Source organism: Pseudomonas sp. Sample_9 (assembly GCF_004307535.1).
Classification (GTDB): Bacteria; Pseudomonadota; Gammaproteobacteria; order Pseudomonadales; family Pseudomonadaceae; genus Aquipseudomonas; species Aquipseudomonas mercuritolerans.
Genome location: NZ_RAZO01000114.1, coordinates 47,790 through 72,074, shown reverse-complemented (window position 1 = coordinate 72,074; position 24,285 = coordinate 47,790). Strand labels below are relative to the sequence as shown.

26 protein-coding genes and 1 pseudogene are annotated in these 24,285 nt (G+C 58.5%); 5 read left to right on the top strand and 22 right to left on the bottom strand.

Annotated features, from left to right (window positions below; all coding sequences use genetic code 11):
- The first annotated feature begins 78 nt into the window (after positions 1–78).
- Together D6877_RS06270 and D6877_RS06265 are read left to right on the top strand one after the other, a co-directional pair.
- On the top strand, positions 79–771 hold the full coding sequence (locus tag D6877_RS06270; RefSeq protein WP_122507374.1) for a hydrolase: 693 nt from the start codon (positions 79–81) through the stop codon (positions 769–771).
- A 299-nt stretch (positions 772–1,070) separates the two neighbouring features.
- Positions 1,071–2,966: an amidohydrolase gene (locus D6877_RS06265; RefSeq protein ID WP_241662860.1), complete on the top strand. Its 1,896-nt coding sequence runs from the start codon at positions 1,071–1,073 to the stop codon at positions 2,964–2,966.
- 46 nt (positions 2,967–3,012) lie between these two features.
- Here the strand turns inward: D6877_RS06265 and D6877_RS29845 are convergent.
- Both D6877_RS29845 and D6877_RS06260 read right to left on the bottom strand, forming a co-directional pair.
- A pseudogene (locus D6877_RS29845) lies at positions 3,013–3,153 on the bottom strand (cysteine hydrolase); the annotation flags it as partial.
- Positions 3,154–3,198: 45 nt separating this feature from the next.
- Positions 3,199–4,200 (bottom strand): zinc-dependent alcohol dehydrogenase family protein, encoded by a 1,002-nt coding sequence (locus tag D6877_RS06260; RefSeq protein ID WP_130910217.1) that lies wholly within the window; start codon positions 4,198–4,200, stop codon positions 3,199–3,201.
- A gap of 108 nt (positions 4,201–4,308) precedes the next feature.
- On the opposite strand from D6877_RS06260, the gene D6877_RS06255 reads away from it, so the two are divergent.
- Positions 4,309–5,190 carry a LysR family transcriptional regulator gene (locus tag D6877_RS06255; protein ID WP_130910216.1) on the top strand — a complete coding sequence of 294 codons (882 nt, stop codon included), beginning with the start codon at positions 4,309–4,311 and terminating at the stop codon, positions 5,188–5,190.
- Positions 5,191–5,344: 154 nt separating this feature from the next.
- On the opposite strand, the gene D6877_RS06250 is transcribed toward D6877_RS06255, so the two are convergent.
- From D6877_RS06250 to D6877_RS06230, 5 genes are all read right to left on the bottom strand, one after another.
- On the bottom strand, positions 5,345–6,775 hold the full coding sequence (locus D6877_RS06250; RefSeq protein ID WP_130910215.1) for an amidohydrolase family protein: 1,431 nt from the start codon (positions 6,773–6,775) through the stop codon (positions 5,345–5,347).
- 40 nt (positions 6,776–6,815) lie between these two features.
- Positions 6,816–7,619, bottom strand: a complete 804-nt coding sequence (locus D6877_RS06245) for an ABC transporter permease (RefSeq protein ID WP_130910214.1) — start codon at positions 7,617–7,619, stop codon at positions 6,816–6,818.
- Between the two features lie 19 nt (positions 7,620–7,638).
- A complete protein-coding gene (locus D6877_RS06240) occupies positions 7,639–8,481 on the bottom strand; it encodes an ABC transporter ATP-binding protein (protein WP_024012979.1) in 843 nt (280 codons plus the stop codon).
- A gap of 60 nt (positions 8,482–8,541) precedes the next feature.
- Complete coding sequence (locus tag D6877_RS06235) at positions 8,542–9,567, bottom strand: aromatic ring-hydroxylating dioxygenase subunit alpha (protein WP_016774747.1); 1,026 nt, start codon at positions 9,565–9,567, stop codon at positions 8,542–8,544.
- A gap of 75 nt (positions 9,568–9,642) precedes the next feature.
- Positions 9,643–10,665 carry an ABC transporter substrate-binding protein gene (locus D6877_RS06230; RefSeq protein ID WP_130910213.1) on the bottom strand — a complete coding sequence of 341 codons (1,023 nt, stop codon included), beginning with the start codon at positions 10,663–10,665 and terminating at the stop codon, positions 9,643–9,645.
- Between the two features lie 667 nt (positions 10,666–11,332).
- Here D6877_RS06230 and D6877_RS06225 point away from each other — a divergent pair.
- On the top strand, positions 11,333–12,154 hold the full coding sequence (locus tag D6877_RS06225) for an outer membrane protein OmpK (RefSeq protein WP_130910212.1): 822 nt from the start codon (positions 11,333–11,335) through the stop codon (positions 12,152–12,154).
- Positions 12,155–12,234: 80 nt separating this feature from the next.
- On the opposite strand, the gene D6877_RS06220 is transcribed toward D6877_RS06225, so the two are convergent.
- The 11 genes from D6877_RS06220 to D6877_RS06170 all read right to left on the bottom strand — a co-directional run bounded on the left by D6877_RS06220 (position 12,235) and on the right by D6877_RS06170 (position 21,395).
- A complete protein-coding gene (locus D6877_RS06220; RefSeq protein WP_130910211.1) occupies positions 12,235–12,864 on the bottom strand; it encodes an isochorismatase family cysteine hydrolase in 630 nt (209 codons plus the stop codon).
- 69 nt (positions 12,865–12,933) lie between these two features.
- Positions 12,934–13,590, bottom strand: coding sequence for a DsbA family oxidoreductase (locus D6877_RS06215; RefSeq protein WP_130910210.1), 657 nt, complete (start codon positions 13,588–13,590; stop codon positions 12,934–12,936).
- Positions 13,587–13,802 carry a 4-oxalocrotonate tautomerase family protein gene (locus tag D6877_RS06210; protein ID WP_016774741.1) on the bottom strand — a complete coding sequence of 72 codons (216 nt, stop codon included), beginning with the start codon at positions 13,800–13,802 and terminating at the stop codon, positions 13,587–13,589. The genes D6877_RS06215 and D6877_RS06210 overlap by 4 nt, the downstream gene beginning before the upstream one ends.
- Before the next feature lie 204 nt (positions 13,803–14,006).
- The gene (locus tag D6877_RS06205; protein WP_130910230.1) at positions 14,007–14,489 is read right to left on the bottom strand and encodes a hypothetical protein; all 483 of its coding nucleotides are present in this window, start codon (positions 14,487–14,489) and stop codon (positions 14,007–14,009) included.
- Positions 14,490–14,741: 252 nt separating this feature from the next.
- Entirely contained in the window at positions 14,742–15,533 is a 792-nt protein-coding gene (locus D6877_RS06200) for a putative DNA-binding domain-containing protein (protein WP_130910209.1), read from the bottom strand.
- Positions 15,526–16,410: a DUF692 domain-containing protein gene (locus D6877_RS06195; protein ID WP_130910208.1), complete on the bottom strand. Its 885-nt coding sequence runs from the start codon at positions 16,408–16,410 to the stop codon at positions 15,526–15,528. The genes D6877_RS06200 and D6877_RS06195 overlap by 8 nt, the downstream gene beginning before the upstream one ends.
- Before the next feature lie 112 nt (positions 16,411–16,522).
- Positions 16,523–16,942: an organic hydroperoxide resistance protein gene (locus D6877_RS06190; RefSeq protein ID WP_130910207.1), complete on the bottom strand. Its 420-nt coding sequence runs from the start codon at positions 16,940–16,942 to the stop codon at positions 16,523–16,525.
- A 61-nt stretch (positions 16,943–17,003) separates the two neighbouring features.
- The gene (locus tag D6877_RS06185; RefSeq protein ID WP_130910206.1) at positions 17,004–17,519 is read right to left on the bottom strand and encodes a DoxX family protein; all 516 of its coding nucleotides are present in this window, start codon (positions 17,517–17,519) and stop codon (positions 17,004–17,006) included.
- Between the two features lie 502 nt (positions 17,520–18,021).
- The gene (locus D6877_RS06180; RefSeq protein ID WP_130910205.1) at positions 18,022–18,972 is read right to left on the bottom strand and encodes an enoyl-CoA hydratase/isomerase family protein; all 951 of its coding nucleotides are present in this window, start codon (positions 18,970–18,972) and stop codon (positions 18,022–18,024) included.
- A gap of 206 nt (positions 18,973–19,178) precedes the next feature.
- Positions 19,179–20,144 (bottom strand): alpha/beta hydrolase, encoded by a 966-nt coding sequence (locus D6877_RS06175; RefSeq protein ID WP_130910204.1) that lies wholly within the window; start codon positions 20,142–20,144, stop codon positions 19,179–19,181.
- 189 nt (positions 20,145–20,333) lie between these two features.
- On the bottom strand, positions 20,334–21,395 hold the full coding sequence (locus tag D6877_RS06170) for an SDR family oxidoreductase (protein ID WP_130910203.1): 1,062 nt from the start codon (positions 21,393–21,395) through the stop codon (positions 20,334–20,336).
- Between the two features lie 104 nt (positions 21,396–21,499).
- Here D6877_RS06170 and D6877_RS06165 point away from each other — a divergent pair, with 104 nt between their 5' ends.
- Entirely contained in the window at positions 21,500–22,144 is a 645-nt protein-coding gene (locus D6877_RS06165; RefSeq protein WP_130910202.1) for a dTMP kinase, read from the top strand.
- A gap of 142 nt (positions 22,145–22,286) precedes the next feature.
- Here the strand turns inward: D6877_RS06165 and D6877_RS06160 are convergent, their stop codons facing one another.
- The 4 genes from D6877_RS06160 to D6877_RS06145 form a co-directional block, all read right to left on the bottom strand.
- Positions 22,287–22,754 (bottom strand): metallophosphoesterase family protein, encoded by a 468-nt coding sequence (locus tag D6877_RS06160; RefSeq protein WP_130910201.1) that lies wholly within the window; start codon positions 22,752–22,754, stop codon positions 22,287–22,289.
- A 119-nt stretch (positions 22,755–22,873) separates the two neighbouring features.
- Positions 22,874–23,170, bottom strand: a complete 297-nt coding sequence (locus D6877_RS06155; RefSeq protein WP_241662859.1) for a hypothetical protein — start codon at positions 23,168–23,170, stop codon at positions 22,874–22,876.
- Between the two features lie 132 nt (positions 23,171–23,302).
- Positions 23,303–23,617 carry a hypothetical protein gene (locus tag D6877_RS06150; RefSeq protein WP_130910199.1) on the bottom strand — a complete coding sequence of 105 codons (315 nt, stop codon included), beginning with the start codon at positions 23,615–23,617 and terminating at the stop codon, positions 23,303–23,305.
- A 185-nt stretch (positions 23,618–23,802) separates the two neighbouring features.
- On the bottom strand, positions 23,803–24,234 hold the full coding sequence (locus D6877_RS06145) for a VOC family protein (protein ID WP_130910198.1): 432 nt from the start codon (positions 24,232–24,234) through the stop codon (positions 23,803–23,805).
- Positions 24,235–24,285 lie beyond the last annotated feature (51 nt).

Genomic DNA, 24,285 nt, shown 5'->3' with positions numbered 1-24,285 from the left:
AGGACGGGTAGCGTTCTGCTTGCGCAGCCACGCATAACGCCGCTTTCGTATTGCTCTACTTACCAAAGGAAATGCGCCATGTCCAACAAGTACTTAGAAATACTGACCCCGCAAAACAGCCAAGTGATTTTCATCGACCACCAGCCCCAAATGGCCTTTGGTGTGCAGTCGATAGATCGGCAGGTGCTGAAAAATAATGTCGTGGGGTTGGCCAAGGCTGCCAAAGCGTTCGGCATACCTACCACCATCACGACTGTGGAAACCGAGGGTTTCTCTGGCAATACATACCCTGAGTTGCTAGCGGTATATCCGCAGAACAAAATCCTCGAACGTACTTCAATGAACTCCTGGGATGACCAAAACGTTCGTGATGCCTTGGCAGAGTCCGCCATTGCCGGCCGTAAGAAGATCGTCGTATCCGGCCTGTGGACCGAGGTCTGCAACACGACCTTCGCACTGTCCTGCCTACGCGATACAGACTATGAAATCTATATGGTTGCCGACGCCTCGGGTGGCACCTCGGTCGACGCGCACAACTACGCCATGGACCGCATGATTCAGGCCGGTATCGTACCGGTTACCTGGCAACAGGTGCTGCTCGAATGGCAGCGGGATTGGGCGCGCAAGGAGACCTATGAAGCCGTGATGGGGATCGTGCAGGAACATTCCGGCGCCTACGGGATGGGTGTGGATTATGCCTACACCATGGTGCATAAGGCGCCTGAGCGGGTGCAACATGGCGAGCACATCGGTCCAAACCCTGCTAAATAAATCCGTTATGCAAGAGCTGTCGCGCAGGGCTGACGCGATAGCTCCACCCATCGGCGCTATTGTCCAAAACACGAGGTGGAGCATGAGGATGTATGCAGTTTAAAAGTCCAGTCAGACGTGAGTAACCGGTTCGCAAGGTTCGCTATTCCCTGAAGGCCCTGGAAACGGGCTTTATATCTGTGAGGCCTCTACCTATGACATCGCGCCGAAAACTTCTCCAGGCCGCCTCCACCTTAGCGTTAGGGGGTGTCTTTGGACGCAGCGCTTTTTCCGAAACGCTAAGTAGGGAAGGGCCCAATATGACCGATTCAATTCCGGACATCATTTTCCACAATGGCGAGATCACTACACTGGATCGCGCCAACCCAGTCGCCCACGCCGTTGCAATCAAAGACGGCAAGTTTCTGGCTGTAGGGTCAGACCAGGAAGTCATGGCGCTGGCTGGCTCAGCCACAAAAGTTGTCGACCTCAAGCGCCGTTGTGTGCTCCCTGGCTTAGTCGATAACCATACCCACATGGTCCGCGGCGGCCTTAACTACAATCTGGAATTGCGCTGGGACGGTGTGCGTTCACTGGCTGACGCCATGGACATGCTCAAGCGCCAAGTGGCTAACACACCAGCACCGCAGTGGGTTCGCGTGGTAGGTGGCTTCACTGAACACCAGTTCGTTGAAAAGCGTTTGCCAACCATAGCCGAGATCAATGCGATCGCGCCCGATACACCTGTATTTCTTCTGCATCTCTATGACCGGGCCTTGCTCAATGGTGCGGCCTTGCGCGCGGTCGGCTACACCCGAGATACCCCCGAGCCACCAGGCGGGAAAATTTACCGCGATGCCAATGGTGCGCCTACGGGCCTGCTGTTGGCCACGCCCAACGCGACGATCCTTTACGCCACGTTGGCCAAGGGACCGAAGTTGCCCTTCGACTATCAGGTCAACTCCACTCGCCATTTCATGCGCGAGCTCAATCGCTTGGGTGTGACAGGGGTTATTGATGCGGGCGGCGGTTTCCAAAACTATCCCGACGATTACGCAGTGATCCAGAAGTTGGACAACGATGGGCAAATGACGGTCAGGTTGGCTTACAACCTGTTCACTCAGAAACCCAAGGAAGAGAAGGAGGATTTCCTCAAGTGGACCTCCAGCGTTAAGTACAAGCAAGGAAACGACTACTTCCGTCACAACGGCGCGGGCGAAATGTTGGTGTTTTCCGCTGCCGACTTCGAAGATTTTCGCCAGCCGCGACCGGACCTGCAGCCCGAGATGGAGGGAGAACTGGAGGAAGTTGTGCGCATCCTCGCAGAGAACCGATGGCCGTGGCGGTTGCATGCCACCTACGACGAAACCATTACCCGAGCGCTGGATGTATTTGAGAAGGTCAACGAGGACATCCCCCTCGCTGGCATCAATTGGTTCTTTGATCATGCCGAAACCATCTCGGACAAATCGATCGACCGTATCGCCGCGCTCGGCGGTGGCATCGCTGTACAACATCGTATGGCTTATCAGGGGGAGTACTTCGTCGAGCGCTACGGCGCCCGTGCGGCGCAAGCGACCCCGCCCGTAGCGCGCATACTGGAAAAAGGGGTGAAAGTGTCTGCAGGCACCGATGCCACCCGGGTTGCCTCCTACAATCCCTGGATTTCGCTATCCTGGATGGTAACCGGTAAAACGGTGGGCGGTCTGAATCTGTACCCTCAACGAAACCTGCTTGATCGCGAAGCGGCGTTGCGGATGTGGACAGAGAATGTCGCCTGGTTTTCTAACGAAGAGGGCAAACGTGGTCGCATCCAGACCGGTCACTTTGCTGACCTGATTGTGCCAAGTAAGGACTACTTCTCTGTGCCTGAAGACGAGATTTCATTTCTTACCGCCGATATGACCGTGGTTGGCGGGCGCGTGGTTTACGGGGCCGGCCAATTCGCCAGGTTTGACGACAACCCGCTACCGCCCGCCATGCCTGACTGGTCGCCGACGCGTACCTTTAAAGGTTATGGCGCCTGGGGAGACCCAGACGGAGCAGGCAGAAACTCGCTGGCTCCGCTGCGCGCCCAAGTCGCGGCCTCGTGCGGCTGCGCAAGCTTTTGCGGCCTGCACGGTCACGATCATGCCGGTGCATGGGGATCCAATGCTCCAGTATCGGACCCCCGAAGTTTTTTTGGTGCCTTGGGCTGCTCCTGTTGGGCCGTGTAGAAATGGGCCGGTGATCGATCAGCTATCCTATGAGGGTCATCGGCCATTACTCCTGCGCTGCCAGCGCCTCAATCAGTTCTTGGGTGGTCACGATTGAATGAGCGAAGGTCGGCCCGTTCAACTCGTGGGGTGCTACGTGTTTGACGCTTTTGGCTGGGAGAATGGCGGCGAGGACGTTGCGGACCATTGCGCACGCTTTTGGCCAAGTGCGCTCTAAAGAGATTACAAGGAACTATGCAGCCACAAACTCGATCACCGTCTTGCCCTTGCCGCGGCCTTCGGCGACTTGGCGAAATGCCTCGTTGACGTCTTGCGGCGCAAAGTGCTGTTGATCCACGCGGATTGTCAGTTGACCCGCATTGGCCAGCGCAGCGGCCTGGCGCAGGATAGCGCCGTGGTGTTCGCGTCCTTTGCCGGTGAGCAGTGGCGCCAGGGTGAAGACGCCCGAGTAGGTGGCACTTTTGAACGATAACGCTGCCAGGCTGTGCTGGCCCCAACCCAGGCAGCTCAGCACGTGCCCGGTATAGGCTTTCACGGCTTTGAATGATGCATCCAGCGTGCTGCCGCCGACGGTGTCGTAGACAATGTCGAACCCTTCGCCGGCGGTGTAGTGCTCGACATAATCCTCAACGCTCTGTGCCTGATAGTCGATCGCTGTAGCCCCCAGCGAGCGTATGAAGTCGAGACTGCCCGCCGAACCGGTGGCGTAGACATCGGCACCGCGTGCCTTGGCCAGTTGCACAGCCACTTGGCCGACCCCACCCGCGCCCCCATGAATCAGGACACGCTGACCAGAGCGGACATTGGCGTGATCGACCAGACCTTCCCACGCGGTGATGAATACCAAAGGCAATGCAGCCGCCTCACGCATGCTGAGGGTGTGTGGCTTGACCGCGATCAGGCGGGCATCCACGGCAATGTACTCGGCCATGGTGCCTTGGGCACCGCCGATCCCGCCGGGCATGCCGAAGACTTCCTGGCCCGGGGTGAACCCGTCTACCGCTTCGCCCACTTCGACCACCGTACCGGCAAGATCAAGGCCGAGCACGGCCGGCAGCGTTTGGCGGGCGTGGGCCCCTGCGCCGGCGGCAATTTTGGTATCGAGCGGATTGACCCCTGCGGCGTGAACCTTGACCAGGACTTGCCCCTTACCGGCAACAGGGCGATCGATGTGACGGATGGCCAGAGGGGATTGAGCGGACTCGGCGATGGCGGCAAGCATGGAATGTTTCATGACGGGAACCTGTGTTGGGATGGACGCTTACAGATTGCCGCGCTTTAATCATTCCGATAAGAAACCCAATTTGCATATGACTTATTCCCCAAAGAGAACCAATCGTCGATGGATCTGTTCGACAGCATGCATGTCTTTGTCCGCGTCGTGGAGCGCGGGTCTTTCTCGGCGGTCGCCCGTGAACTGAACATGGGGCAGCCGGCGGTGAGTAAACAAGTGCGCGCGCTGGAGCAGTACCTGGGTGGGCCATTGTTCGCACGCAGCACTCGGCACCTGGCCCTGACCGACCAAGGTCAACGCTTCTACGACCACTGCCAGGAAATTCTCGGCCACGTCGAAACTGCCACGCGAAGCTTCACCAGTGGCCAGGAGCAGATTGCCGGCCCTTTACGAGTCGCCGCCCCGGTCAGTTATGGAAGGTTATGCATCGCACCGCTCATAGGCACTTTCCTGCAACGCCATCCTGATGTGCGGATTGACTTGCGGCTGAGTGACCACAATGAAGACCTGCTCAAGGAAAACATCGATCTGGCGATCCGCATTGGCGTAGTGAAGAGCGAGGGATTGGTGGCATTGCCACTGGGCAATAGCCCGCGGCGTGTCTATGCGGCGCCCGGTTATCTGGATCTACACGGCGTGCCACGTGAGCCCAGCGAACTGTCAGGACACAACTGCATCGGCTTCACGTTGCTGGAGCATTACGACCGTTGGCACTTTACGCACCTCGGCCAGGCGTTCGATGTAGGTATCCAAGGCAACGTCACCAGCAACAGCAGCGAGGCCATCCGCGAAATTGTGCTTTCCGGCCTGGGTATTTCCCTCTCACCGCAATGGCTGTTCACAGCTGACGTCGAGCAGGGCAGTGTGAGTACCGTACTCGACAACTATCAGACCAGCGCGCTGCCTGTCAGCGCCGTACTCAGCCGCGAGCGGCGACGTTCAGCGCGGACGATGGCGTTCATCGATTTTCTACGCGAGCAATTGTTGTAGCAGCGCCTTGGCATACGCCGTCCGCTGCTTTCTTTTCCGGGACCCTAAAACTGGCTGATGACAGTCCCAAGTCGATTACTGCCGTATTTTTCCATCTACCAGACATTTGATGCGGCCGAGTATTGGCACGGCAGCACGTGCCGGGGAGGTCAGCTCATGAGCGTACGCCTGCGGCCTGCTGCAACCGCCGTACCGCGTCTCGGGCCTGGGCGCCGAGTTCGGCCAGGTCGAAGTCAGGCAACTGGTCGTCGTGTACGGTCAACCGGCCACCGACCAGCAAGGCGCGCAAGGTCGGGCGTCCCCCGCCCACCACCGGCCCGATCGCCGGGTCATGCAGGCCGAAGTATCGCGGCTGGTCCAGCCGGTAGATCGCCAGGTCGGCCGCCATGCCCACTTGCACGCTGCCCACGGCGTCCAGCCCCAGCACCCGAGCCCCGCCAGACGTACCCCAGCGCACCACGTCTTCCACCGTGGCCGCGCTGGCACCGCCTTCTTCGTCGCCGCCGGCATAACGCGGGCGGGCCCGTTCGCCAAGTCTGGCCCGTTGCATCAGCCAGGCGGCGTGGGTTTCGCTGATCATGTCGCAGGCCTCGTTGGAGGCGGCGCCATCCACGCCAATCGACACCGGCATTCCCGCAGCCTCCATGGCCACCACATCGGCAATGCCACTGCCCAGGCGGCCATTGCTTTGCGGGCAATGGGCAATGCCCGTACCGCTGGCCCCGAGCATGCGGATTTCCTCGGCGTCGAGTTTCACCAAATGCGCGAACCACACGTCCGGGCCGAGCCACTCGTGTTCGGCACAGAACGCCACTGGCGACATGCCGTGGCGTTGCTGCACCTCATTTTGATATTCGACGGTTTCGCTCAGATGGCTGTGCAGGCGAATGCCCAGTCGCCGTGCGACCCGGGCGGTTTCGCGCAGGTGTTCGGCAGGCATGGAGTAGGGTGGGCTGGTGGGCGCCATCACCACCCGCCGCCAGGCATCGGCGGCCGGGTCGTGGTAGCGCCGCACCAGACGCTCGACGTCGTTCAGATATTGCTCCAGGGTCTCTGGCCCAGCCACGGACTTGCCTTCGGCTTGCCGTGCTTGCGTGGCGCCGCCACGGCAGAGGACAAACCGCAGCCCCAGCCGTTCGGCTTCCTCGAACAGCACCTCGGCACTGTCAAAGTCCATGCCCGGCAAGTACAGGTAATGATGGTCTGCGACGGTGGCGCAGCCGGATCGTGCCAATTCGACCAGGCCAATGCGTGCGGCGAGGCGAAAGCTTTGCTCGTCAAACGCGCCGCGATAGCGATAGGGCACGGCACCCAGCCAGGCTCCCAGGCTCTGGTCGATACCTGCGGGAATGCCTTTGAGCAGCGACTGAAACAGGTGATGGTGGGTATTGACCCACGCCGGGTAGACCACGCAATCGGTGGCATCCAGCACTCGCTCGCCGGGCTGGGGTTGCAGGGCGCCGATGGCGCTGATGCGGCCGTCGACGATACGGATATCAGGCCCGGCATGGCGCGCCGCCGCGCCGGACAAACCGGTGAGGATCGCGCTGGCGTTACGTACCAGCCAGCTATTTTCAAGCTTCATGTGAGGCTCCATGCGCCGCGCCTGCGGCGGGTCAAAAGGTTCAGCCGAGTTCGCTTTCGTGCCAGTTGCGCAGGCTCAACCGGGCCAGCACGGCCATCAGGCTGAATAGCGCGACACCGGTCAAGGCGATCAGCAGCAGGGCAGCGAACAGCCTTGGAATATTCAGTTGAAAGCCGGCCTGGAGGATCTGATACGCCAGCCCGGCACCGGTGCCCCCGGTGCCGGCAACGAACTCCGCCACCACCGCGCCGATCAACGCCAGCCCGCTGGCAATGCGCAGCCCGGCAAAAAAACACGGCAGGGCGCTGGGAATGCGCAGGCGCAGCAGCACCTGCCAGCGGCTGGCGCGGTTCAGGCGGAACAGATTGAGCAGGCCGGGGTTGACGCTGCGCAAGCCGAGTACGGTGTTGGCGATGATCGGGAAAATCGCCACAAGAGTCGCGCAAATAACCAACGCCAGCGTGGTGTTGCTGCACCAGATGATGATCAGCGGTGCCACGGCCACCACCGGCGTCACCTGCAACAGGATGGCGTAGGGAAACAGGCTGGCTTCCAGCACGCGGCTCTGCACAAACACAAAGGCCGCCAGGGTGCCGATAAGCACCGCCAGCGCAAAGGAGAAAAAAGTGATCTTCAAGGTCATCCACAACGCAACGAACAGCATCGGGCCATCGCTGATCAGGGTGCGGCCGATATCGACCGGGGAGGGCACCAGATACACCGGCACCTTCCAGGCCACACATGCCAATTGCCACAGACCCAGCAATACCGCGCCGAGCAGCAGCGGCGAGACGATGCGCAACACCGTGGGGTGACGTAACCAGGGAGTAAAGGACGTGTTCATGAGCGGGCTCTCAGTGAAGTCAGCAAGAATCGCCATTGGCCTCGGCCAGCAGCCGGGACAGGCGTGCGCACTGCGCGATAAAGGCCGGGGAGGTGCGGTAGGCCTCGTCTCGTTCCAACGGGCCGTCGATTTCGATGTCGGCGATTACCCGGCCCGGGCGCGCCCCCATCACCACCACCCGCGATGACAGGTAGACGGCCTCGAAAATGCTGTGAGTGACGAACACCACGGTCAGGTCGCGGCTAGCCCACAGCTGACGCAGGTCGCTGTCGAGCTTGTTGCGGGTGAACTCATCCAGGGCGCCGAAGGGCTCGTCCATCAGCAGCAGATTGGGCTCGGTGGCCAAGGCCCGGGCGATGGACGCGCGCATTTGCATGCCGCCGGACAGTTCCCGCGGGTACACCTGGCTGAAGCGGTCCAAGCCGACAAGGGCAAGGGCGGCGTCGACCTTTGGCTGGCTCTGGGCTTTGGGCACATTGGCCAGATCCAGCGGCAGGCGCACGTTGTCGCTGACCTTCGCCCAAGGCATCAGGGTCGCCTCCTGGAACACCATCGCCAGGCTTTGCCCTTGGGTCGGGCTGGCCGGGCTGTCTTTGCCCCACCAGCGCACGTGGCCAGCGGAGGGCTTTTCGAGGCCAGCGAACATTTTCAGCAGGGTGCTCTTGCCGCAGCCCGAAGGGCCGAGCAATGAAACGAACTCGCCGCGCTGAATGGCCAGCTTCACCCGGCTCAAGGCCTGGGTACCGTTGCTGTAGGTTTTTTCCACCTGATTGGCGAACAGCGGTGTTTGCACGCCGACGCTGTCGCCCCGTGGCAACGCCTGTGGCAGGGCGTTGGCCCCAGTTATGGTTTGCATCAACATAGCGCTCTCCCCTTGGGTCATGAGCGTCCGGTAAAGCCCCGGCACACCGGGGCGCTGACTTCAATGGCTGAGGAACACTTCACTTTCACCATGGGCTTCGAGCAGGCCCAGCAGTTGCCGGCGAATCACCAGGCCAGGCTTGTCCGACGGCATGTGCAGTTCCACTCGCCGGCGAGTATCGACACAGGCGTCGTAATCGGTGGCTTCGAGGATGTCGCGGTCTTCGGCGGTGATCGCTGCGTCCCAGTCGATCAGTTCCTGGGTCGAGCATTGCTCTTCGCTGTCATTGCGGTACAGCCACTGGACCAGCATCAGTCGCCCGTCTTCCATGGGCGTCGCGCAGTTGTAGATGATGTGGTGGATGCCGCTGTCCGGATACATGCAGCCAAAGCGCCGGGAGAACGGCAGGTAATAGCGGTTGATCAGGTGGCGCTGGGTAATCGGCTCGCGAGTGCCGGTGATGCGATAGCTTTCCTCAGGATTGCGGATCGGTACCCGGGTCTCCGCCTCGAAGCCGTAGTCGGTTTCGCGAAACTCGTAGCCGGCCGGCGCGGGCTGGTCGAAAAGGCCGAAGTTGGCTTTGTGGACGAAGGAAAAATGCGAGTTGTCAAAGGAGTTTTCCATGACCCGCAGCGGGCTGGTTTTCCACTCTTCATAAAACTGGAAGATGCGCCGGTAGCCCGGGGCGCCATCCTCGGGAAACTCAGGGATTGGTTGCAGAGGATCGTCGAGGGCAACCCAGGCGTAGCCGTATTTTTCCTGGCAGTGAAAGGCCTGGACCGAGGCGCCCGGCGGAATCATGCCAGCGGGGTTTTGCGGGATCTTCACGCAGGTGCCGGTGCAGTCGTATTCCCAGCCGTGATAGCCGCAGGCGATGTTGCCGTCCTCGCTGACAAAACCTTTCGAGAGCTTGGCGGTGCGGTGGCAGCAACGGTCGCGCATGGCCACCGGGGTGCCGTCGGGGCGCTTCCACAGCACCAGCGCCTCACCGAGTAAAGTGAAGGGCTGCGGGCCGGCATCCAGCGCGGTCATGGGCAGCAGGGCGTACCAGAAACGGCGCAATACAGGTTGTTTGGTGACCAACATAACAAGTGTCCTCACGGTAATCGTTCAGCCGGCTCTTGGGCTCGGGCTCTGGGTTCAGCAGTCTTGCAATCAGGCTCAGCGGCTGGCGGACTGTTCGGCGCCAGGCAGTACCTTCAAGTCCTTGACGAAGCGCGTGGTGTAGGCCTTCTGCCAAGGCGCATCGGCACCGAGCAGGCCGGCGTCGACCATGAAGTTTCGGGTGGCCTGCCAGCGCGCATCGCTCATCACACCGATGCCTTGGCTGGCGGCATCACCGCCGGTGACCAGGCGATATTGCTTGAGCGTCGACAAGCCCCAGGCGAGCAATTCATCGCTCATGTTCGGGTTGTCGGCCTTGATCAGGTGGTTGGCGCTCGGGTTGTCGAGGTAGCGCTTCCAGCCCTCCATGGACGCGCGAACGAAGCGCTGGACCCGATCCGGATGCTGATCGATCACGTCCTGGCGAGTGGCCAGGGTCGAGCCGTAGGGCGGGTAACCAGCGTCGGCAAACAGGAAGAAGTTGGCTTTCTCCCCGGCCTTCAACGCCTGGAACAACTCGGAGCTGGCATAGGCCTGCTGCGTGGTGTTGGCGTTCGCGAGGAAGGGTTGCAGGTTGAAGGTGTAGGGGCGGGCCTGGCTGTCCTTGAGCTGATATTTTTCCTTGAGCCAAGGCCACCACGTTTGCTGGCCCGAGGTGGACACCAGCACCTGTTTGTTCTGCAAGGCATCCAGGCCGCTCACATCGGCATGGGTCAGCAGACCCTGAGGATCACCTTGAAAGGGCGCGGCCACGGCCACCACCGGCAGGCCTTGCTCCACACTTTTGAGAATCTGCAAGTCGTAGTTGACGATGAAATCGGCCTGCTTGTTGAGCAGCAGCTGCATGCCATTGACCTGCGGCCCACCCATGCGGATGGTCACGTCCAGGCCTTCTTTTTCATACAGTCCATCCGCCAGGGCCTGGTAGAAACCGCCCTGTTCAGCTTGGGCATACCAGGAAGTGAGCAGCACCACCTTGTCATTGGCCAAAGCCAGTGGAGACGCGATCAGGGCGGCGGGCACAAGCGCCATGGCCAGTAGCGAGCGAAGCGGTTGACCCAAGGCAAAGCGAATTTTCATGATGTGTTCTCCACAACGATTCGAAAACCGCCGCGCGCCAATCGGCACGCCAGCGAGGGACCGATTGGAGAGAACAAGGGGAGGAGAGAGGGCGTATATGCGTAGTTACACGGCTGACACTTCTCTCTTGCCCGGGGCGCTGGCGCCGCGTTCAAGCATCCAATCGGACGTACGCCCACAGGGAGGGGCGCAAGAGCAATGCCCGGTGCCATTGCTGGCACTGACCGCTTCTACTCGAAAGTGGTAATAGCCAAAAGTGTGCCAAGCCGTCGCAGGCCCGCCCTCATGGGATCCGGCGGGCGAGGCAATCAGCAGGAGGTGGGCAGGCGATTCGCAACGGTGCGAATTCAAGTGGGCGCGCCTCAATCTGGTGCGCAACCGATGGCTGCAAAGTATTCAGTTTTACGCATCGATTGTGCTGAATGAGGGTTGAAGATTGTATTCGCTCAGTTGGCACAACCCCTGCTTAGTCCGGAATCGAGTAGAAGCGGTCAGCACAGAGGGCTCTCAACAGAACCCGAGGTGCAGGGCATTGCTCTGGCGGCATTACGCCGCGTACCCGGCAAGGGTCGCCCCTCGTTAATTTGAGGGCCAGAGCAGCTGCTTGATCCGCAGCTCGGGCATGCCTTGCCGGTGATATCCGCTAATCACCTGACAAGGGCAGCCCATGAACGCATCGCGTATTCCATTACTTGCACCTTCACTGCTGCGTCGCAGCCTGGCGCCGCTGTTAGCTCTGGCCAGCGCCGGCGCCGAAGCTGGCCCTCTGTTGTGGAACGACAACAGCTTGAGCTACCTCTACGGCCAGCATTTCAAAGTCGACGGCACTGGCGACGATACTCAGCAAACGCTGAGCTTCGAACACGCCAGCGGCTGGACGTGGGGCGATATCTTCATGTTCGTCGACAACAAATGGTCCAACGGACTCTCGGGTGCCGACGGCCATTCCTACTACGGTGAATTCTCCCCACGGCTGTCGCTGGGCAAAATCAGTGACCGCTCCCTGAGCTATGGCATCGTCAAGGACGTCCTCATCGCCGCCACCTACGAGCGCGGTGAAAACCGCAATCGCAAATACCTGCTGGGTCCCGCTGTCGACCTCGTGCTTCCAGGCTTCGATCGCTTTTCCCTGAATACCTACTACCGCAAACCCGACGGCATCACCGGTAAGGCCTCAGGTCAATGGCAGATCAACCCGACCTGGTCCATGACCCTCCCGGTGGGTCGCTCCGACATTCTTTTCGACGGCTATCTGGAGTGGTACGTCAACGACGTCGGCAACAAAGGCACCTCCAACTATGTGGCCAGGAGCTTTCACTTCAACCCACAAGTCAAATACGACGTGGGCAAGGCGCTGGGGCAACAGCAAAAACGTTTTTATGCGGGACTTGAGTGGGATTACTGGTCGAATAAATACGGGATTGAAGACACGAGCGGATTCCCTACCGACCAGAACGCGTTGAGTCTCCTGCTCAAGGTGCATTTTTGACGAGGCCGATCGCCCATTGCAGAAAGCGGCCTTGACGCACCTCCTCGGCAAACGGGCGAAACCGGTGGGGTTCATCGCCATTACACCTGCGCTGCCAGCGCCTCAATCAATTCCTGGGTGGTGACAATTGAGTGAGCGAAAGTCGGCCCGTTCAACTCGTGGGCGGCGTGCATCATTTCCGCGCGGAAAGCGGCGGTCGCATCGCGCACCAGCGTGACGTGGTAGCCCAATTCCGAGGCGTAGCGGGCGGTCGCTTCGATGCAGGTGTTGGCGAGCAGGCCGACGATGATGACGTGGGTGATGCCTTTCTGCTTCAGGCGAAAATCAAGGTCGGTATTGGCAAAGCCGCTGGCGCCCCAATGTTCCTGCACGACAATGTCGCCGTCCTTCGGCGCGAAATCGGGATGCCATTCGCCGCCCCATTCACCACGTGCGAAGTGGTGCATGTGCATGATTTTGCACTGGGTCGGTGTTGGATGATCCCAGCCTTCGTAGTCGCCATGTTCCCAACGGTGGTGCGGCACGATGACCACCGGAATGTTCTGCGCTCGTACGGCGCGATCGAGGGCTCGCAGGTTGTCGAGCAGCCCGACCTGTTCGGCAATCGGCTTGATCAAGGGGAAGACCTTGCCGTTTTCCGAGAGAAAATCGTTGTACGGATCGACCAGCAGATAAGCGGTGCGGTTCAGCGGATAAGGGGCGTTCGACATGACGATGTACTCCACGCAAGTTGAGTGACCGACGCGGTGCCCGAAGCATCGCGTTAGAAAGTCGCTTTGTCAGGCCGGGGCGGACTCTCGTGCCACTTGCCTGAGGATTTGTTCGTATTCCGTGACTGAGAGCGATCCGGACACCAACTGACGACCGTTCAGCACCATGGCCGGGACCGAGTTGATCCCGCGTTCAAGGTAGAAACCTTCAAGTTCACGGACCTCGTGAGCGAACGCCTCGCTAGTCAAAATCTCGCGGGCGCGGGTGGTTGAAAGTCCCGCTTCACCGGCCAGGCGCACCAGTGTTTCGTGGTCGCTGGGGTTCTCGCCATTGGTGAAATAAGCCTCGATCAGGATTTTCTTCAGCACGACCTGGCGGCCTTCCTGCACGGCCCAGAGCAGAAGGCGATGGGCATCGAAGGTGTTGTAGAAATGGCTGCGCTTTTCCAGGTCGAACTGAAAACCGATGGCTTTGCCGCGCGTGACGATCATTTCATTGCGCGAGGCGACTTCTTCGGCGCTGCGCCCGTATTTGCGCATCATGTGCTTGATGGCGTGCTCGCCCTCGGCCGGCATGTCCGGGTTCAGTTCGAAGGGCTTGAAGGTCAGCTCCACGGCAACCTCGCCGGCAACATTGGCGATGGCTTGTTCCAGCGCTGTGGCCCCGAGTGCGCACCAGGGGCACACGACATCCGACACAAAGTCGATACTGACGGGGAAAGTCATTTCTTCGACTCCGTCAGTTGTTGGCGGTACTCGGTGGTGGTAATTCCGGCATAGCCCCAGTTGTCGGTGTCGACCTCTTCAATAACGATATGGGTGAGGTGCGGGTCCTTGTTGAGGACGGTTTGCATGGTTTTGGTGATCTCGGCGATGACTTGAGATTTCTGTTCTTTGGTGACGCCGTCGCGAGTAATACGAACGCTGATGAAAGGCATGGGATAAGTCTCCAGTAGGCGCCCCATCGACATGATGAGGGGAGCAGTGGGATGGACTTTAGAGTGTTGCGTTCAGGGGATAAATCAGGGGCGGAGAACATCACTTATAACGCGATGTAATCAATACAACTGAGGGCTTTGCAGAAGGTAAATCGCCCTCCCTGGCTGCAGGCGCGGGGAGGGCGAGTGCTACGGCGAGAGGAATCAGTTCTGCGCTTTGCTCATGCGGGTAAATAGCTCGGTGGGTACTTTCTTGCCGTTGGAAATGTACTGGTTGGTTCTGAACTTGTAGACCTCACCTTCCGAAAGAAAACCATCGTGGTTGGTGTCCATCGCTTTGAATTCTTCACCGCCCTGAGGTGCCACAGTCAGCAGTTCTTTTTGGGAGACGAGGCCATCGTGGTCGGTGTCTGTGCGAGCGAAAGAGTCGTCGCCACATTTGCCTTCACCGCACTTGCCTTCGGCAGTAGCGGACTTGTCGCTGGCTTCGCTGGTCCCGCATTTGCCTTCTCCACATTTGCCCTCGCCGCGCTTGCCTTCGCCGGTTTTATCGGCCGATGCCAGTTGGTAGCCTTGGGACAAAGGCTCAACAGCAAAAGCCGCAGACGATGCCAGGCTCATGCCACTGGCTAAAGCAATTGCGGCCAGGCCAAGACTGGTTTTGTTCGACATTGGTTTACGGTACATAGTGCTTCTCCAGATGCTTTGCGCGGCCAGGCCGCGGTTAATGCCACAGGGCGGATAGACCCTCAAGGAAGTTCGAGGCGAAAGGCACAAGCGTCTTCCACTTCGATACAGCGTCCTTGTTCGGGTAGGCCTATTTAGCGGGAGTCATGTATCGGCGATGTATCGGCGAGCGGAGCATTTGTAAGCCAATCCCAAGACTTAGCGTTTGGGTACATAGAGATACAAAAACCGACCTCAGCCTTTGCTCGTCAGTCAGGACAACAGCTTTAAAGCGGGTGTCGCGGCTACGCCGACGGCAGCTTGCGCATGCAGCTGGCGCAGCAGCACCAGTGCGTCAGCGACGAAGCCGGTCACGTCTGTTGCACCAGCCTCCTCAGCCAAAGCGTGCAACTGCGCTCGACCATCCATGTCAGGAAACTGCTCGATCCGCTGCAACAAACGGAACGCGAGAGGGCTGACCTGGGAGAATTGCACTTGGCCACTCGGCACACGGCTGATCAGCAGCAACGTTGGTTGTTCTGGCGGTTCAGGAGGCAGATGACCTGGCCCGAGACGATGTACGGCCCAGGTGTAAGCCAGCGGCCAGACGAGCGGGGAGAGCCTGAGGGGACGGTCGAGTAAATGCGCCGCATCACTGGCCTTTAACGGCGCAGCGTCCAACTGTTGAAGCGCCATTTCCACCCACTCGTAATGAGCCAATTCAGGCAAGAACGGGTACCAGGGGTGTTCGTGACCGGGCGAGTCTTCCAGGCTTGCTACGAAGTCTACAAACTCACGAGCAATTTCTCCGAAGCGTGGCGTTTGCGCGCGGTAATCACGCAAAAAACGTCGTACCAGCGCACGCCAACCGGCATCACCCAGCACGGCAACCAGCACCGGAAACGTTCCACCCAGCAACCCCAACAGATTGTTCAACACCAGGTTGAGATAGACCTGTGCTCTCTCGGGATTCATCTGCGCAGGCGGCGCATAACTGTCCGGGTCACGCAGGTACCGGGTCAGCGCGAGCTGCTGACTGTGCAGACTTGAAGGGGAGTCAGCCATCGACGGTCACCCGCACCAAAGCATTGGCGTCGCGTTGCAAGCGCCTGATGGTGTTCAGCTCAGCCACCAGTTCGTCGTAGGACGGAAAGTTGAAATCGCGCTCCAGCAGGGTTGGCTTCACACCGAACAGGCCATAAGCCTGGCCCAGCAATGACCAGACTACCGGTTTGACCGACGCACCATGGGTGTCGATGATCAGGTCCTCAGCTTCGTCGTAATGGCCTGCCACATGCATGGCGACTACGCGTTCTGGTTCCAGGCCGGCGAGGAAAACCGCTGGATCGAAGCGGTGGTTTACCGAGTTGACGTACACATTGTTAACGTCGAGCAACAAGTCGCAATCGGCCTCGCGGAGCACTGCATTGGTGAACGTCAGTTCGTCCATGTCCTGATGAGCACCGGCGTAGTAGGAGACGTTTTCTACAGCAAGACGACGACCGAGAATGTCCTGTGCACGGCGGATGCGCGCAGCAACGTGATGAACGGCCTCCTCAGTGAATGGCAACGGCAGCAGGTCGTATAAATGGCCATCGTCACTGCAGTAACTCAGGTGTTCGCTATAGAACGGCACGTTAAAGCGATCAAGAAACCCGCGGACTTGCTCAAGAAAAGGTTCGTCCAGCGGTGCACTGCCACCCAGCGACAGTGACAGGCCATGGCATGACAACGGATAGCGTTCAGCCAGCAATCGCAAGGCTTCACCATGAGCGCCGCCGATGCCGATCCAGTTCTCTGGAGCAACCTCCAGAAAATCGAAATCCCCGACTGGAGCGTCACGAAGCGTGTTGAGCAGCGCACGGCGCAATCCCAGCCCGACGGTCCCCTCAAGGGGGAACTGTGGAACGAAATGTGTTGATGATGAAGTGTTCGTTTGCATGAGTTCAATACTCCGATTCGACGTCTGGAACCCCCGATCCACAGCACCTCCACGGTTACCGCTGGCAGCCGGGGGGTGTGAATCGGGTGATTGAAACCCGCCACGGTTCTGCTCAAACGAGGTTGATCACCACGTTGATGTTGTTCCGCGTCGCTTTGGAGTACGGGCATGTCTGGTGTGCAGTATCGATCAGGTCTTGAGCAACGTTGCGATCCAGCCCGGGAAGGAAGACGTTGAGGCGAGCCTGGAGGAAATACGCACCATCGGTTGTGCCTAGATCGACTTCGGCGTCGACCGCAAGGTCAACCGGGAGGGTGACTTTCAGCTTGCTCGCCGCTAGTCCCATTGCACCGATAAAACAGGCCGACCAACCTGCGGCGAACAGCTGCTCTGGGTTGGTACCGGCACCAGAGGTGCCAGGCGACGACAGTTTTATATCCAGTCGGCCGTCGTCACTGACGGCGGTGCCATTGCGACCACCCGAGGAGGTATGGACTTTGCCGGTGTACAGCACTTTATCAATATGGGTCATGGTGAAACTCCTGATTAACTAGCGGGGGTTGAGAGCGATAACCTCGGTGACGCGATAACACTCAGCGTGCATTCAAACGCTTGAGATACCGACCGATGAATGCATCCAGGCTCAGCTTGCCGGCGCCTGTGAATACCAGTGGCAGAAGTGCGACGAGATAGATCAACGGCAGCTTGAAATTGCCGTAGCCTTTGTTGCTGATGGAGTACCCCATAGCCAGTTCACTCAACGTCGACCACTCTGCTGGCCAGTGAACTGCGGCAGTTGCCACGACGGTGACTACTATGAGGATCAGTGCCGAAAGACGTGTTCCCAGGCCTACAAGCAAAGCAATGGAACAGAGCAGCTCTGCCCACATGGATAACTGCCAATTGAACGTAGTCGGCAGCTGATTGAAGGGAAAAGGAAAGGCCCCTTGAATGCTGGGGAACCAGTTCTCACCGTTCCACTTTTCCCATCCCGCTTCAAAAAACTCCCAGGCCAGAAAAACGCGCAGGCTCAAAGGGGCGATCCAGTCTCCAGCGCGATCGAGATTAAGTTGCAGCCGATTCAAGACCGATGACGCGTTTGTATGCATGGGTTTAATCCTCCGACTTGTCGTCAAGAAAGTGGAAGCCGTTCAGGTGCTTCCAATGACAGGTGTCAGGCACAGGAGCACTGCGCTGGCTGTGAGCGCAGTTCATCGTGCTGGTGTATCTCGCTTGTGTCTGAGGGGGCGGGAAGATCAATGTTGTGTAACGTGTTTGCGTCCGTACACACTTGGATACAGAGCAGTGCCTGTCGAGGGCGCTATTTTGGAGTTGGGATATACGATCGGCTGCGTTCTGCCGGTGACTGGCGGGAGGATTTCTGGCAGGGCGTAGTCATCCTGGCCGCCAATAATCTGTATTAACAGAGGAATGTCCCGAGGATTTGGTCAGTTGTAACAGCGGTGTGCTGGCCAACCCGTGCGTGAACAGCGCGCGAATGCGAGTTTGCCAGGCGTTGAATGCAGCCGCGGCATGACAGATATTTTGCTGGAGTGAAGGGCTAAGCCTGGCCCAGCCCTGTAAATCAGTGCTGTCGCAGTTATCTGCGCCTCATTTTTTCTCGGCGCTGACCTGGCCGGTATATTTGGGGAGGTTGATTTCCACATCGGCTTTTTGTTGCAGGCCTAGTTCCATGAGCCGGCCGATATGGTGCTGGGCTGCGGGGCGTCGAACCGAGTTGAGAAAACCTGTCCATTCCTTACCGATGTCTTCGTTTGGGGGCAGGGAGGCTATGTTCACCAGATCCTTGATCTCGCCCAGAGATTGCTTGTCGAAGGTGGCAATGCGGCGAGCCAGAGTGTCGACAAAGCCGTTCAGTTCCCCTTCGGGGAAGCTGCGGTTTACGTAGCCATAACGCTCGGCCAGCTTGCCGTCGATGTCGCTACCGCTCAGCAAGACCTCTAATGCGCGGCCGCGGCCGATGAGACGCGGCAGACGTGCCATTGGGCCTCCACCAGGGACGAAGCCGGCGCCAATTTCAAATTGGGACAGCACTGCCTTGTCGCTGGCAAAACGCATATCGCTGGCCAGGGCCAGTTCGCTGCCTACGCCTGAGGCGCGGCCGTTGATCATTGAGATGGAAACCACTGGGGACTTACTCAGGCGTACCAGCATGTCCGGAAGTGGCGGTAGGCCGGTCTTCCCGTTAGGCATTTCCAGGGTCCGCTCCAGAGGCTCCGCAAAGTCGTAGTGGGTCAGGAAGAAACCAGGAACCTTGCTTTCAAAGACCACCACTTTGAGCTTGTTGTCGCTTTCGATCGCGCTGATCACCTTCTCGAGCTGAAAGGTAGAGTCAGGGCCATATATGTTGAAAGGCGGGTTATTGATCTGCACCCGCCAGTATTCCGGGCTGATTTTTTCAATGAGAAACTGGTTGGGTGAGGAGGAGGCAGATTTAGGGGGGCTGGCAGAGTCGGCTGCCAGGGCTTGACCCGCCATGGCAGTACCGCCAAGCAGCATGCTGACGGCGAGAGTCGCGCTTACGATACGTCGTAGTTTCATGGAGAACTCCAACTTAATCGAATGAACTGCGATGAATTGACCTGAATCCTGTTCAGGATCATGAGCACCGGATGATGCTCGACTCAGCAGTATGATCCGCAGCCGCGTTTTGGCAAATTCAGGCGCCACTACGAGCGGCAGCCGTGGCGCAGGCAAGGTTTCTGGTCATGGAAGCCAGTTCTGCAAACAAGCCAGCCAAGCCGAACTCACTCCCTCATATGCTTACCAAGAAATGCCCCCACCAACCCGGCAATCTGCCCAGGCTGCTCATCCAGCGCGAAATGCCCGGCCTCCAATACATGAATCTCTGCATTCGGCAAATCCCGGCGATACGCCTCGGCCTCAGCCACATCAAAAGACGGATCAAACTTGCCCCACACCACCAGGGTCGGCGGTTGATGTTCGCGCAACCACGCTTGCCACTTCGGATAGCTGGCGACGTTGTTGCGATAGTCGTAGAAAAGATCACTCTGTATATCCGCTTGCTGTGGCTGGTTCAGGAAGTTGAACTCATCGGTCCACAGATCCGGATTGAAAAGCTCGATATTCGGGTTGGACCCCACATGCCGTTGCCGAGTGGTCGCGAAGGAGAAAAAACTTGCCCGCAGTCCCGCCTCGTTTGCCGTCCGATTGGCCCAGAACTCACGACGTTTTTGCCACAACGGCCCCAAACCATCCTCATGGGACACTGCATTCTGAACAATCAGCGCCTGCAACCGTTCAGGATGAGCCAGCATCATCCTGAAGCCCACGGGGCCGCCGTAATCCTGAACATACAGCGCATAATTTTTCAGCCCCAACGCGTCAGTGAAATGCTCCATTACACTGGCCAGATGATCGAAGTTATAGGCAAACGCCTTGGGGTCGGGCGCATCGCTATGACCAAAGCCAGGATAGTCCGGCGCAACCAGATGGTAATGCTCAGCCAGCCGCGCCAGCAGCGGGTCATACATGCGCGAAGAACTGGGGAAACCGTGCAGCAATAATAAGGTAGGCGCATCCGGCCGACCGGCTTCACGGTAGAAAATCGTCAGGTCATCGACCTTGATACTTCGGTAGGCGACTGCCAGTTGCGCGGTGGAATATCTCGCCGAATCGGCAGCTTGGGCAGTGCCGGATAGAGACAAACTCAAAGCGCAACCAAGGGCCAGGGCAGACAACAATTTACTCATCGCAGGGCTCCGACAGAAGGGTGGAAGGAGGTGACTGATAACGGTGCCACCTCGATGTATCCACCCTGTATCGGTTTTGTAATCGCCGGTATGTTTCCCGGGGGAACTTACACAGCGATACACACCCCGCACGTCCCCGCGCGCTCTTGTTGGGGCGCGGTGGATTTGTAATGGCGGGTCTGGAACCGCCTAAGGTATCAAGCGCATCTCCCGCAGCCTGTCGAACACGTCAAAAAATGCCTGATCGCTCGCTTGGTAGGCAGTGAAGCCCATCAGGCGGCTTTTCGACATGTCCGTGACCACTTCGATTGGGCGGCCAAGGTCGGCATCGGTATGCCATGGGGAAATCAGACGTCCAATGTCGGACTCTTTCAAACCGTGCTCGGCGACTATTTGCGTCCAAACGGCTTGATCGTCCGCCATCTGCTTCTCTAGAGGCGAGGGTGACGCAGGATAGTCAGCAGCAGGCAGGTCGAAGTATTCGGCAATTCGGCTCCACATCCATTTCCAGCGGAATACATCGCCATTGGTGATATTGAATGCCTGATTTGCCGCAGCCGGCGTGGTGGCCGCCCACAGTTGCTGTTTCGCCAACTGCCGCGCATCGGTCATGTCGGTGAGGCTGTCCCACTGCACTTTTGATCCTGGAAACACGAAAGGGCGATTGGTGTGTTTGCAAATCGAGGCATAGACGGCGAGGGTGGTTGCCATGTTCATCGCATTGCCCACGGCCACCCCGGTGACGGTATGCGGGCGATGCACGCTCCAGGTGAAGCCGTCCTTTTCAGCTGCGGCGAAGAGTTCGTCTTCCTGTGCGTAATAGAAATTCTCGACATCGAGACGACCCTGTTCTTCGCGAAACGGCGTCTGCGGCAGACTGCCCTTACCGTAGGCTTCGAACGGGCCGAGGTAGTGTTTCAGGCCGGTAACCAGTGCTACGTGTTTGACGCTTTTGGCTGGGCGAATGGTGGCGAGGACGTTGCGCACCATGGCTGCATTGACGCGAATGTTTTCGGCCTCCGTGGCTTGCCGCGACCATGTGGTAATGAACACATGCGTGGGTTTCACATCCCTTAGCGCCTGTTCCAGAGAAGCAGGATCCTGAAGGTCTGCCGCGACAGGAATCACGCCGTGCGCTTGCGATGGATGTCTCGACAGCGCGGCAACGTGCCACTGGTTGTCGATGAGTAACTGGGTGATGGCGCTGCCGACAATGCCGCTGGCGCCCACGACTAGAGCTGTCTGGGTCATAGGTTTCTCCTAGATTTGAGTTTGGGAGTCCTGCTGAGCAGCAGAGGTTCAACCTGAAAATCCGTTAGAGTGCGCGCTACTCCCCGTTAAAGCCTGTGAGAAAAATGACTCGTCCGCTGTTTGTCGCTCTGGATGGCCCCAAAGGCGTCGGCAAAACCTCGCTATTGGAGGCCATCACTGAAGTCCTGAGGGCAAACAACCAGAAAGTCATCCGACTGTGCGAGAAAAAAAGCGACCCGTTCAGGGGCGAGACAATGCATCTGGTGAATCGACTCGTCCGACATCCCGACCGGAATCTGGAACTGGAAGTTTGCCAACGCCTGGCTGATAGCCGCAGTTGGATTTCCCAGCACGTGCTGACCAAACAACCCGCCGACAGCATCATCCTCATCGATCGCTGGTACCCGTCCGATGCCGCGTTTCGCCGGATAGTCCCGTTTGCTGAAATCCTGCAATTGAACATTGACCGCAACGTACAGGTGCCAGACCTGCATGTCGGGGTGGTTACAGCGGCGGACATTTCGTGGGAGAGGGCGGGGGCACGACGGCGGGGCTTGAGCAGTACTGTACTTCGCGGTCTGGAGGAGCATGTCGCTTGTACTGAGGCGTTTGAGGTGGCCGCTGCCGATCAGGGTTGGTTTTTGTGTCGGAATGAGGGAACGATCGAGGAGGCGACGGGGCGGGTGGTAGGGGAGATTAATCGGGTGATTAGACGCCTCCATGTCCGAAGTGTCAGTCCGCCATGCTGAGCGGCGCGGATCGAATCTAAACCCGCTGTCCTGTCACTTGATCGCACGCTCGGCGGCGTTGAGGATTGGTTCGCCGCGAGATAGGTCGGGCCTAGTAGGAGGTGGCGCTTCCTAGTTCTGGACCGCGGTAACCGTAGCGATTTCAGGCGGGGGGACCCAGCAGGGAAATCAGGCGCGGCTCGATGCTGTCGGGTTGTATCTCGAGAATTGCCAGCGTGACCGGCAACTTGAAACGCCGAGGGCCGGCGCTACCAGGGTTCACGTATAGACGATCGCCGCGCCATTCTATGCGCGGTTTGTGGGAATGGCCGGTGATGATGAGCTTTATGTCTGGATCTAGATCGGCGGGGACGTCGGCGATGTCGTGGATAAGGAGAGTGTGCCAGCCGTTGAGAGTGCAGGTCAGGAAGTCGGGGAGGTCTTTGGCCCATGGGCTGCTGAGATCATTGTTGCCGCGCACGGCGTGGACGGGAGCAATTTCGGACAATTGGGCGAGAATGTCCGGGTTGCCGATGTCGCCGGCGTGGATGATCAGGTCACAGCCTTGGAGCGCGCTGATGGCTTCGGCGCGGAGGAGATTGTGAGTGTCGGATATTAGGGCGGTTTTCATGGGCCAACTCTCCGTGGACGTTTCGGGTGGGAGTGACTGTTTTCGACCCATAGCTGCCTGTCGCGACCGCAGGCGATTGCGGCCAGAAGCGAAGAACCGCCCGAACTTGCATTAATCTCTTAGCCAGTTCCGCCAGAGCGTTTCAGGGACTTCGGATCGAATGTCACATTTGCCATACTTTGAGCACTAGGTACTGACTGCCATTCAGCAGTGGTGGAGTCGATTTCGCGCAGAGTCCATTGCTGGGGGCCGGACCAGGACAGTTCTATGTAGGGGCCTTCAAGTACTTCGTTCGCTATTAACATCTCGACTTCGTCGGCAGGTCCCGGCAGCATGCCTCCGACAGCAATGGGCACGCGCTGACGCAAAAGGATGTTGAGCATGCACAACAGCTCGGCATGTGATGTGTAATGCACTCTGTGCTCCCCGACTTCCGTGTAGGCAAACACCAGATTGCCCGATACTGAGTCTACGGAGCTGATCAAAGTGAGATGCGCCGGTGGCCGGCCTGACCCCTTTGAATAACGTAGTTTGATAACCGCGCCCCTCTACATATTTCGCTTTATGAAATCGGAGAGCTTCGCGGCTTCATTGCGTAATTCGTCGAATCTTTCGTTTAGCTCAACATGGCCCGGCTTCCAGCAAAGAACGCCATTGTCATGGCTTTGACCAAGAATGAGATCATTGAATGAGCCCATTCCGCCATAGGCTGACTGTAGGTACTCAATTCCGGAGTAATCAGACTCCATTAAGCGTGCTCTTGCCTTACGCATCCACAGGCTCCAGTGAGTATCTCCATCGCTCTCAAGCATTGCTGCAAGCTGATCAAGAACGCAGATCAGTTCTTCGGTTTTCGGTCCCATTTCTTAACATCCTTCAAGTGAAACACGGTATGGGAAGTAAGTCCCGCTGCCGAGTGTTTCTTGTCAGTCTCGCTGCATAAGCTACTGTTTCGCCATCAGGTTGTCCAAGGGCCGCTCCTGGCCGATTGATGCCTGTCACAAAGGGCAGCAATCGACCCTAAACTGACGGTCGCCTTAGCCTGACTTCAGATTGAAAAAAACGGGCGCTCTCCCAAACGCTCTACCAACCTTACGAGATAGCCATCGGGATCCTGGACGATGAATTCGCGCTGACCGGTTTCGACATTGTTAGCCCGATACCAGGTGTCTTTGCATTCTCGATAGAGTGGAAATCCAGCCTGACCAAGTTTTTGGATGATCGGGCCGACAGCCACAACGTCAATCTGGAGGTTGATTCCTCTTCCAAACGGTTTACTCAGGGGGGCCGTTAGCCATTGACCTGCGTCCGGGTCAGCCTGCTCAAGCACCACTTGCGCACCGTTCGAATCGAGGTAAGCGAATCCGTCTTCTGGGCGTTGATAAGCCACTTCAAGTCCTAGACAAGAAACCCAAAAGGCCAGACTGCTATCCAGGTCAGTGACCATTAACTCTGGAACCAGTTTGCTACGTTCGAACATGAGATGACTTCCATTTCAATCGGCTCATTCGCCGGGGGAACAGTGTAAAAA

Excerpts from the sequence above, each read along its gene's own strand:
- D6877_RS06250 (WP_130910215.1), bottom strand. The coding sequence starts at position 6,775 with ATGAAGCTTGAAAATAGCTGGCTGGTACGTAACGCCAGCGCGATCCTC.
- D6877_RS06200 (WP_130910209.1), bottom strand. The coding sequence starts at position 15,533 with ATGGCTGACTCCCCTTCAAGTCTGCACAGTCAGCAGCTCGCGCTGACC.
- D6877_RS06185 (WP_130910206.1), bottom strand. The coding sequence starts at position 17,519 with ATGCATACAAACGCGTCATCGGTCTTGAATCGGCTGCAACTTAATCTC.
- D6877_RS06265 (WP_241662860.1), top strand. The coding sequence starts at position 1,071 with ATGACCGATTCAATTCCGGACATCATTTTCCACAATGGCGAGATCACT.
- D6877_RS06235 (WP_016774747.1), bottom strand. The coding sequence starts at position 9,567 with ATGTTGGTCACCAAACAACCTGTATTGCGCCGTTTCTGGTACGCCCTG.
- D6877_RS06220 (WP_130910211.1), bottom strand. The coding sequence starts at position 12,864 with ATGTCGAACGCCCCTTATCCGCTGAACCGCACCGCTTATCTGCTGGTC.
- D6877_RS06230 (WP_130910213.1), bottom strand. The coding sequence starts at position 10,665 with ATGAAAATTCGCTTTGCCTTGGGTCAACCGCTTCGCTCGCTACTGGCC.
- D6877_RS06150 (WP_130910199.1), bottom strand. The coding sequence starts at position 23,617 with ATGGGACCGAAAACCGAAGAACTGATCTGCGTTCTTGATCAGCTTGCA.
- D6877_RS06255 (WP_130910216.1), top strand. The coding sequence starts at position 4,309 with ATGGATCTGTTCGACAGCATGCATGTCTTTGTCCGCGTCGTGGAGCGC.
- D6877_RS06225 (WP_130910212.1), top strand. The coding sequence starts at position 11,333 with ATGAACGCATCGCGTATTCCATTACTTGCACCTTCACTGCTGCGTCGC.
- D6877_RS06205 (WP_130910230.1), bottom strand. The coding sequence starts at position 14,489 with ATGTACCGTAAACCAATGTCGAACAAAACCAGTCTTGGCCTGGCCGCA.
- D6877_RS06160 (WP_130910201.1), bottom strand. The coding sequence starts at position 22,754 with ATGAAAACCGCCCTAATATCCGACACTCACAATCTCCTCCGCGCCGAA.
- D6877_RS06195 (WP_130910208.1), bottom strand. The coding sequence starts at position 16,410 with ATGCAAACGAACACTTCATCATCAACACATTTCGTTCCACAGTTCCCC.
- D6877_RS06145 (WP_130910198.1), bottom strand. The coding sequence starts at position 24,234 with ATGTTCGAACGTAGCAAACTGGTTCCAGAGTTAATGGTCACTGACCTG.
- D6877_RS06170 (WP_130910203.1), bottom strand. The coding sequence starts at position 21,395 with ATGACCCAGACAGCTCTAGTCGTGGGCGCCAGCGGCATTGTCGGCAGC.
- D6877_RS06245 (WP_130910214.1), bottom strand. The coding sequence starts at position 7,619 with ATGAACACGTCCTTTACTCCCTGGTTACGTCACCCCACGGTGTTGCGC.
- D6877_RS06190 (WP_130910207.1), bottom strand. The coding sequence starts at position 16,942 with ATGACCCATATTGATAAAGTGCTGTACACCGGCAAAGTCCATACCTCC.
- D6877_RS06260 (WP_130910217.1), bottom strand. The coding sequence starts at position 4,200 with ATGAAACATTCCATGCTTGCCGCCATCGCCGAGTCCGCTCAATCCCCT.
- D6877_RS06215 (WP_130910210.1), bottom strand. The coding sequence starts at position 13,590 with ATGACTTTCCCCGTCAGTATCGACTTTGTGTCGGATGTCGTGTGCCCC.
- D6877_RS06180 (WP_130910205.1), bottom strand. The coding sequence starts at position 18,972 with ATGAAACTACGACGTATCGTAAGCGCGACTCTCGCCGTCAGCATGCTG.
- D6877_RS06210 (WP_016774741.1), bottom strand. The coding sequence starts at position 13,802 with ATGCCTTTCATCAGCGTTCGTATTACTCGCGACGGCGTCACCAAAGAA.
- D6877_RS06240 (WP_024012979.1), bottom strand. The coding sequence starts at position 8,481 with ATGTTGATGCAAACCATAACTGGGGCCAACGCCCTGCCACAGGCGTTG.
- D6877_RS06165 (WP_130910202.1), top strand. The coding sequence starts at position 21,500 with ATGACTCGTCCGCTGTTTGTCGCTCTGGATGGCCCCAAAGGCGTCGGC.
- D6877_RS06270 (WP_122507374.1), top strand. The coding sequence starts at position 79 with ATGTCCAACAAGTACTTAGAAATACTGACCCCGCAAAACAGCCAAGTG.
- D6877_RS06175 (WP_130910204.1), bottom strand. The coding sequence starts at position 20,144 with ATGAGTAAATTGTTGTCTGCCCTGGCCCTTGGTTGCGCTTTGAGTTTG.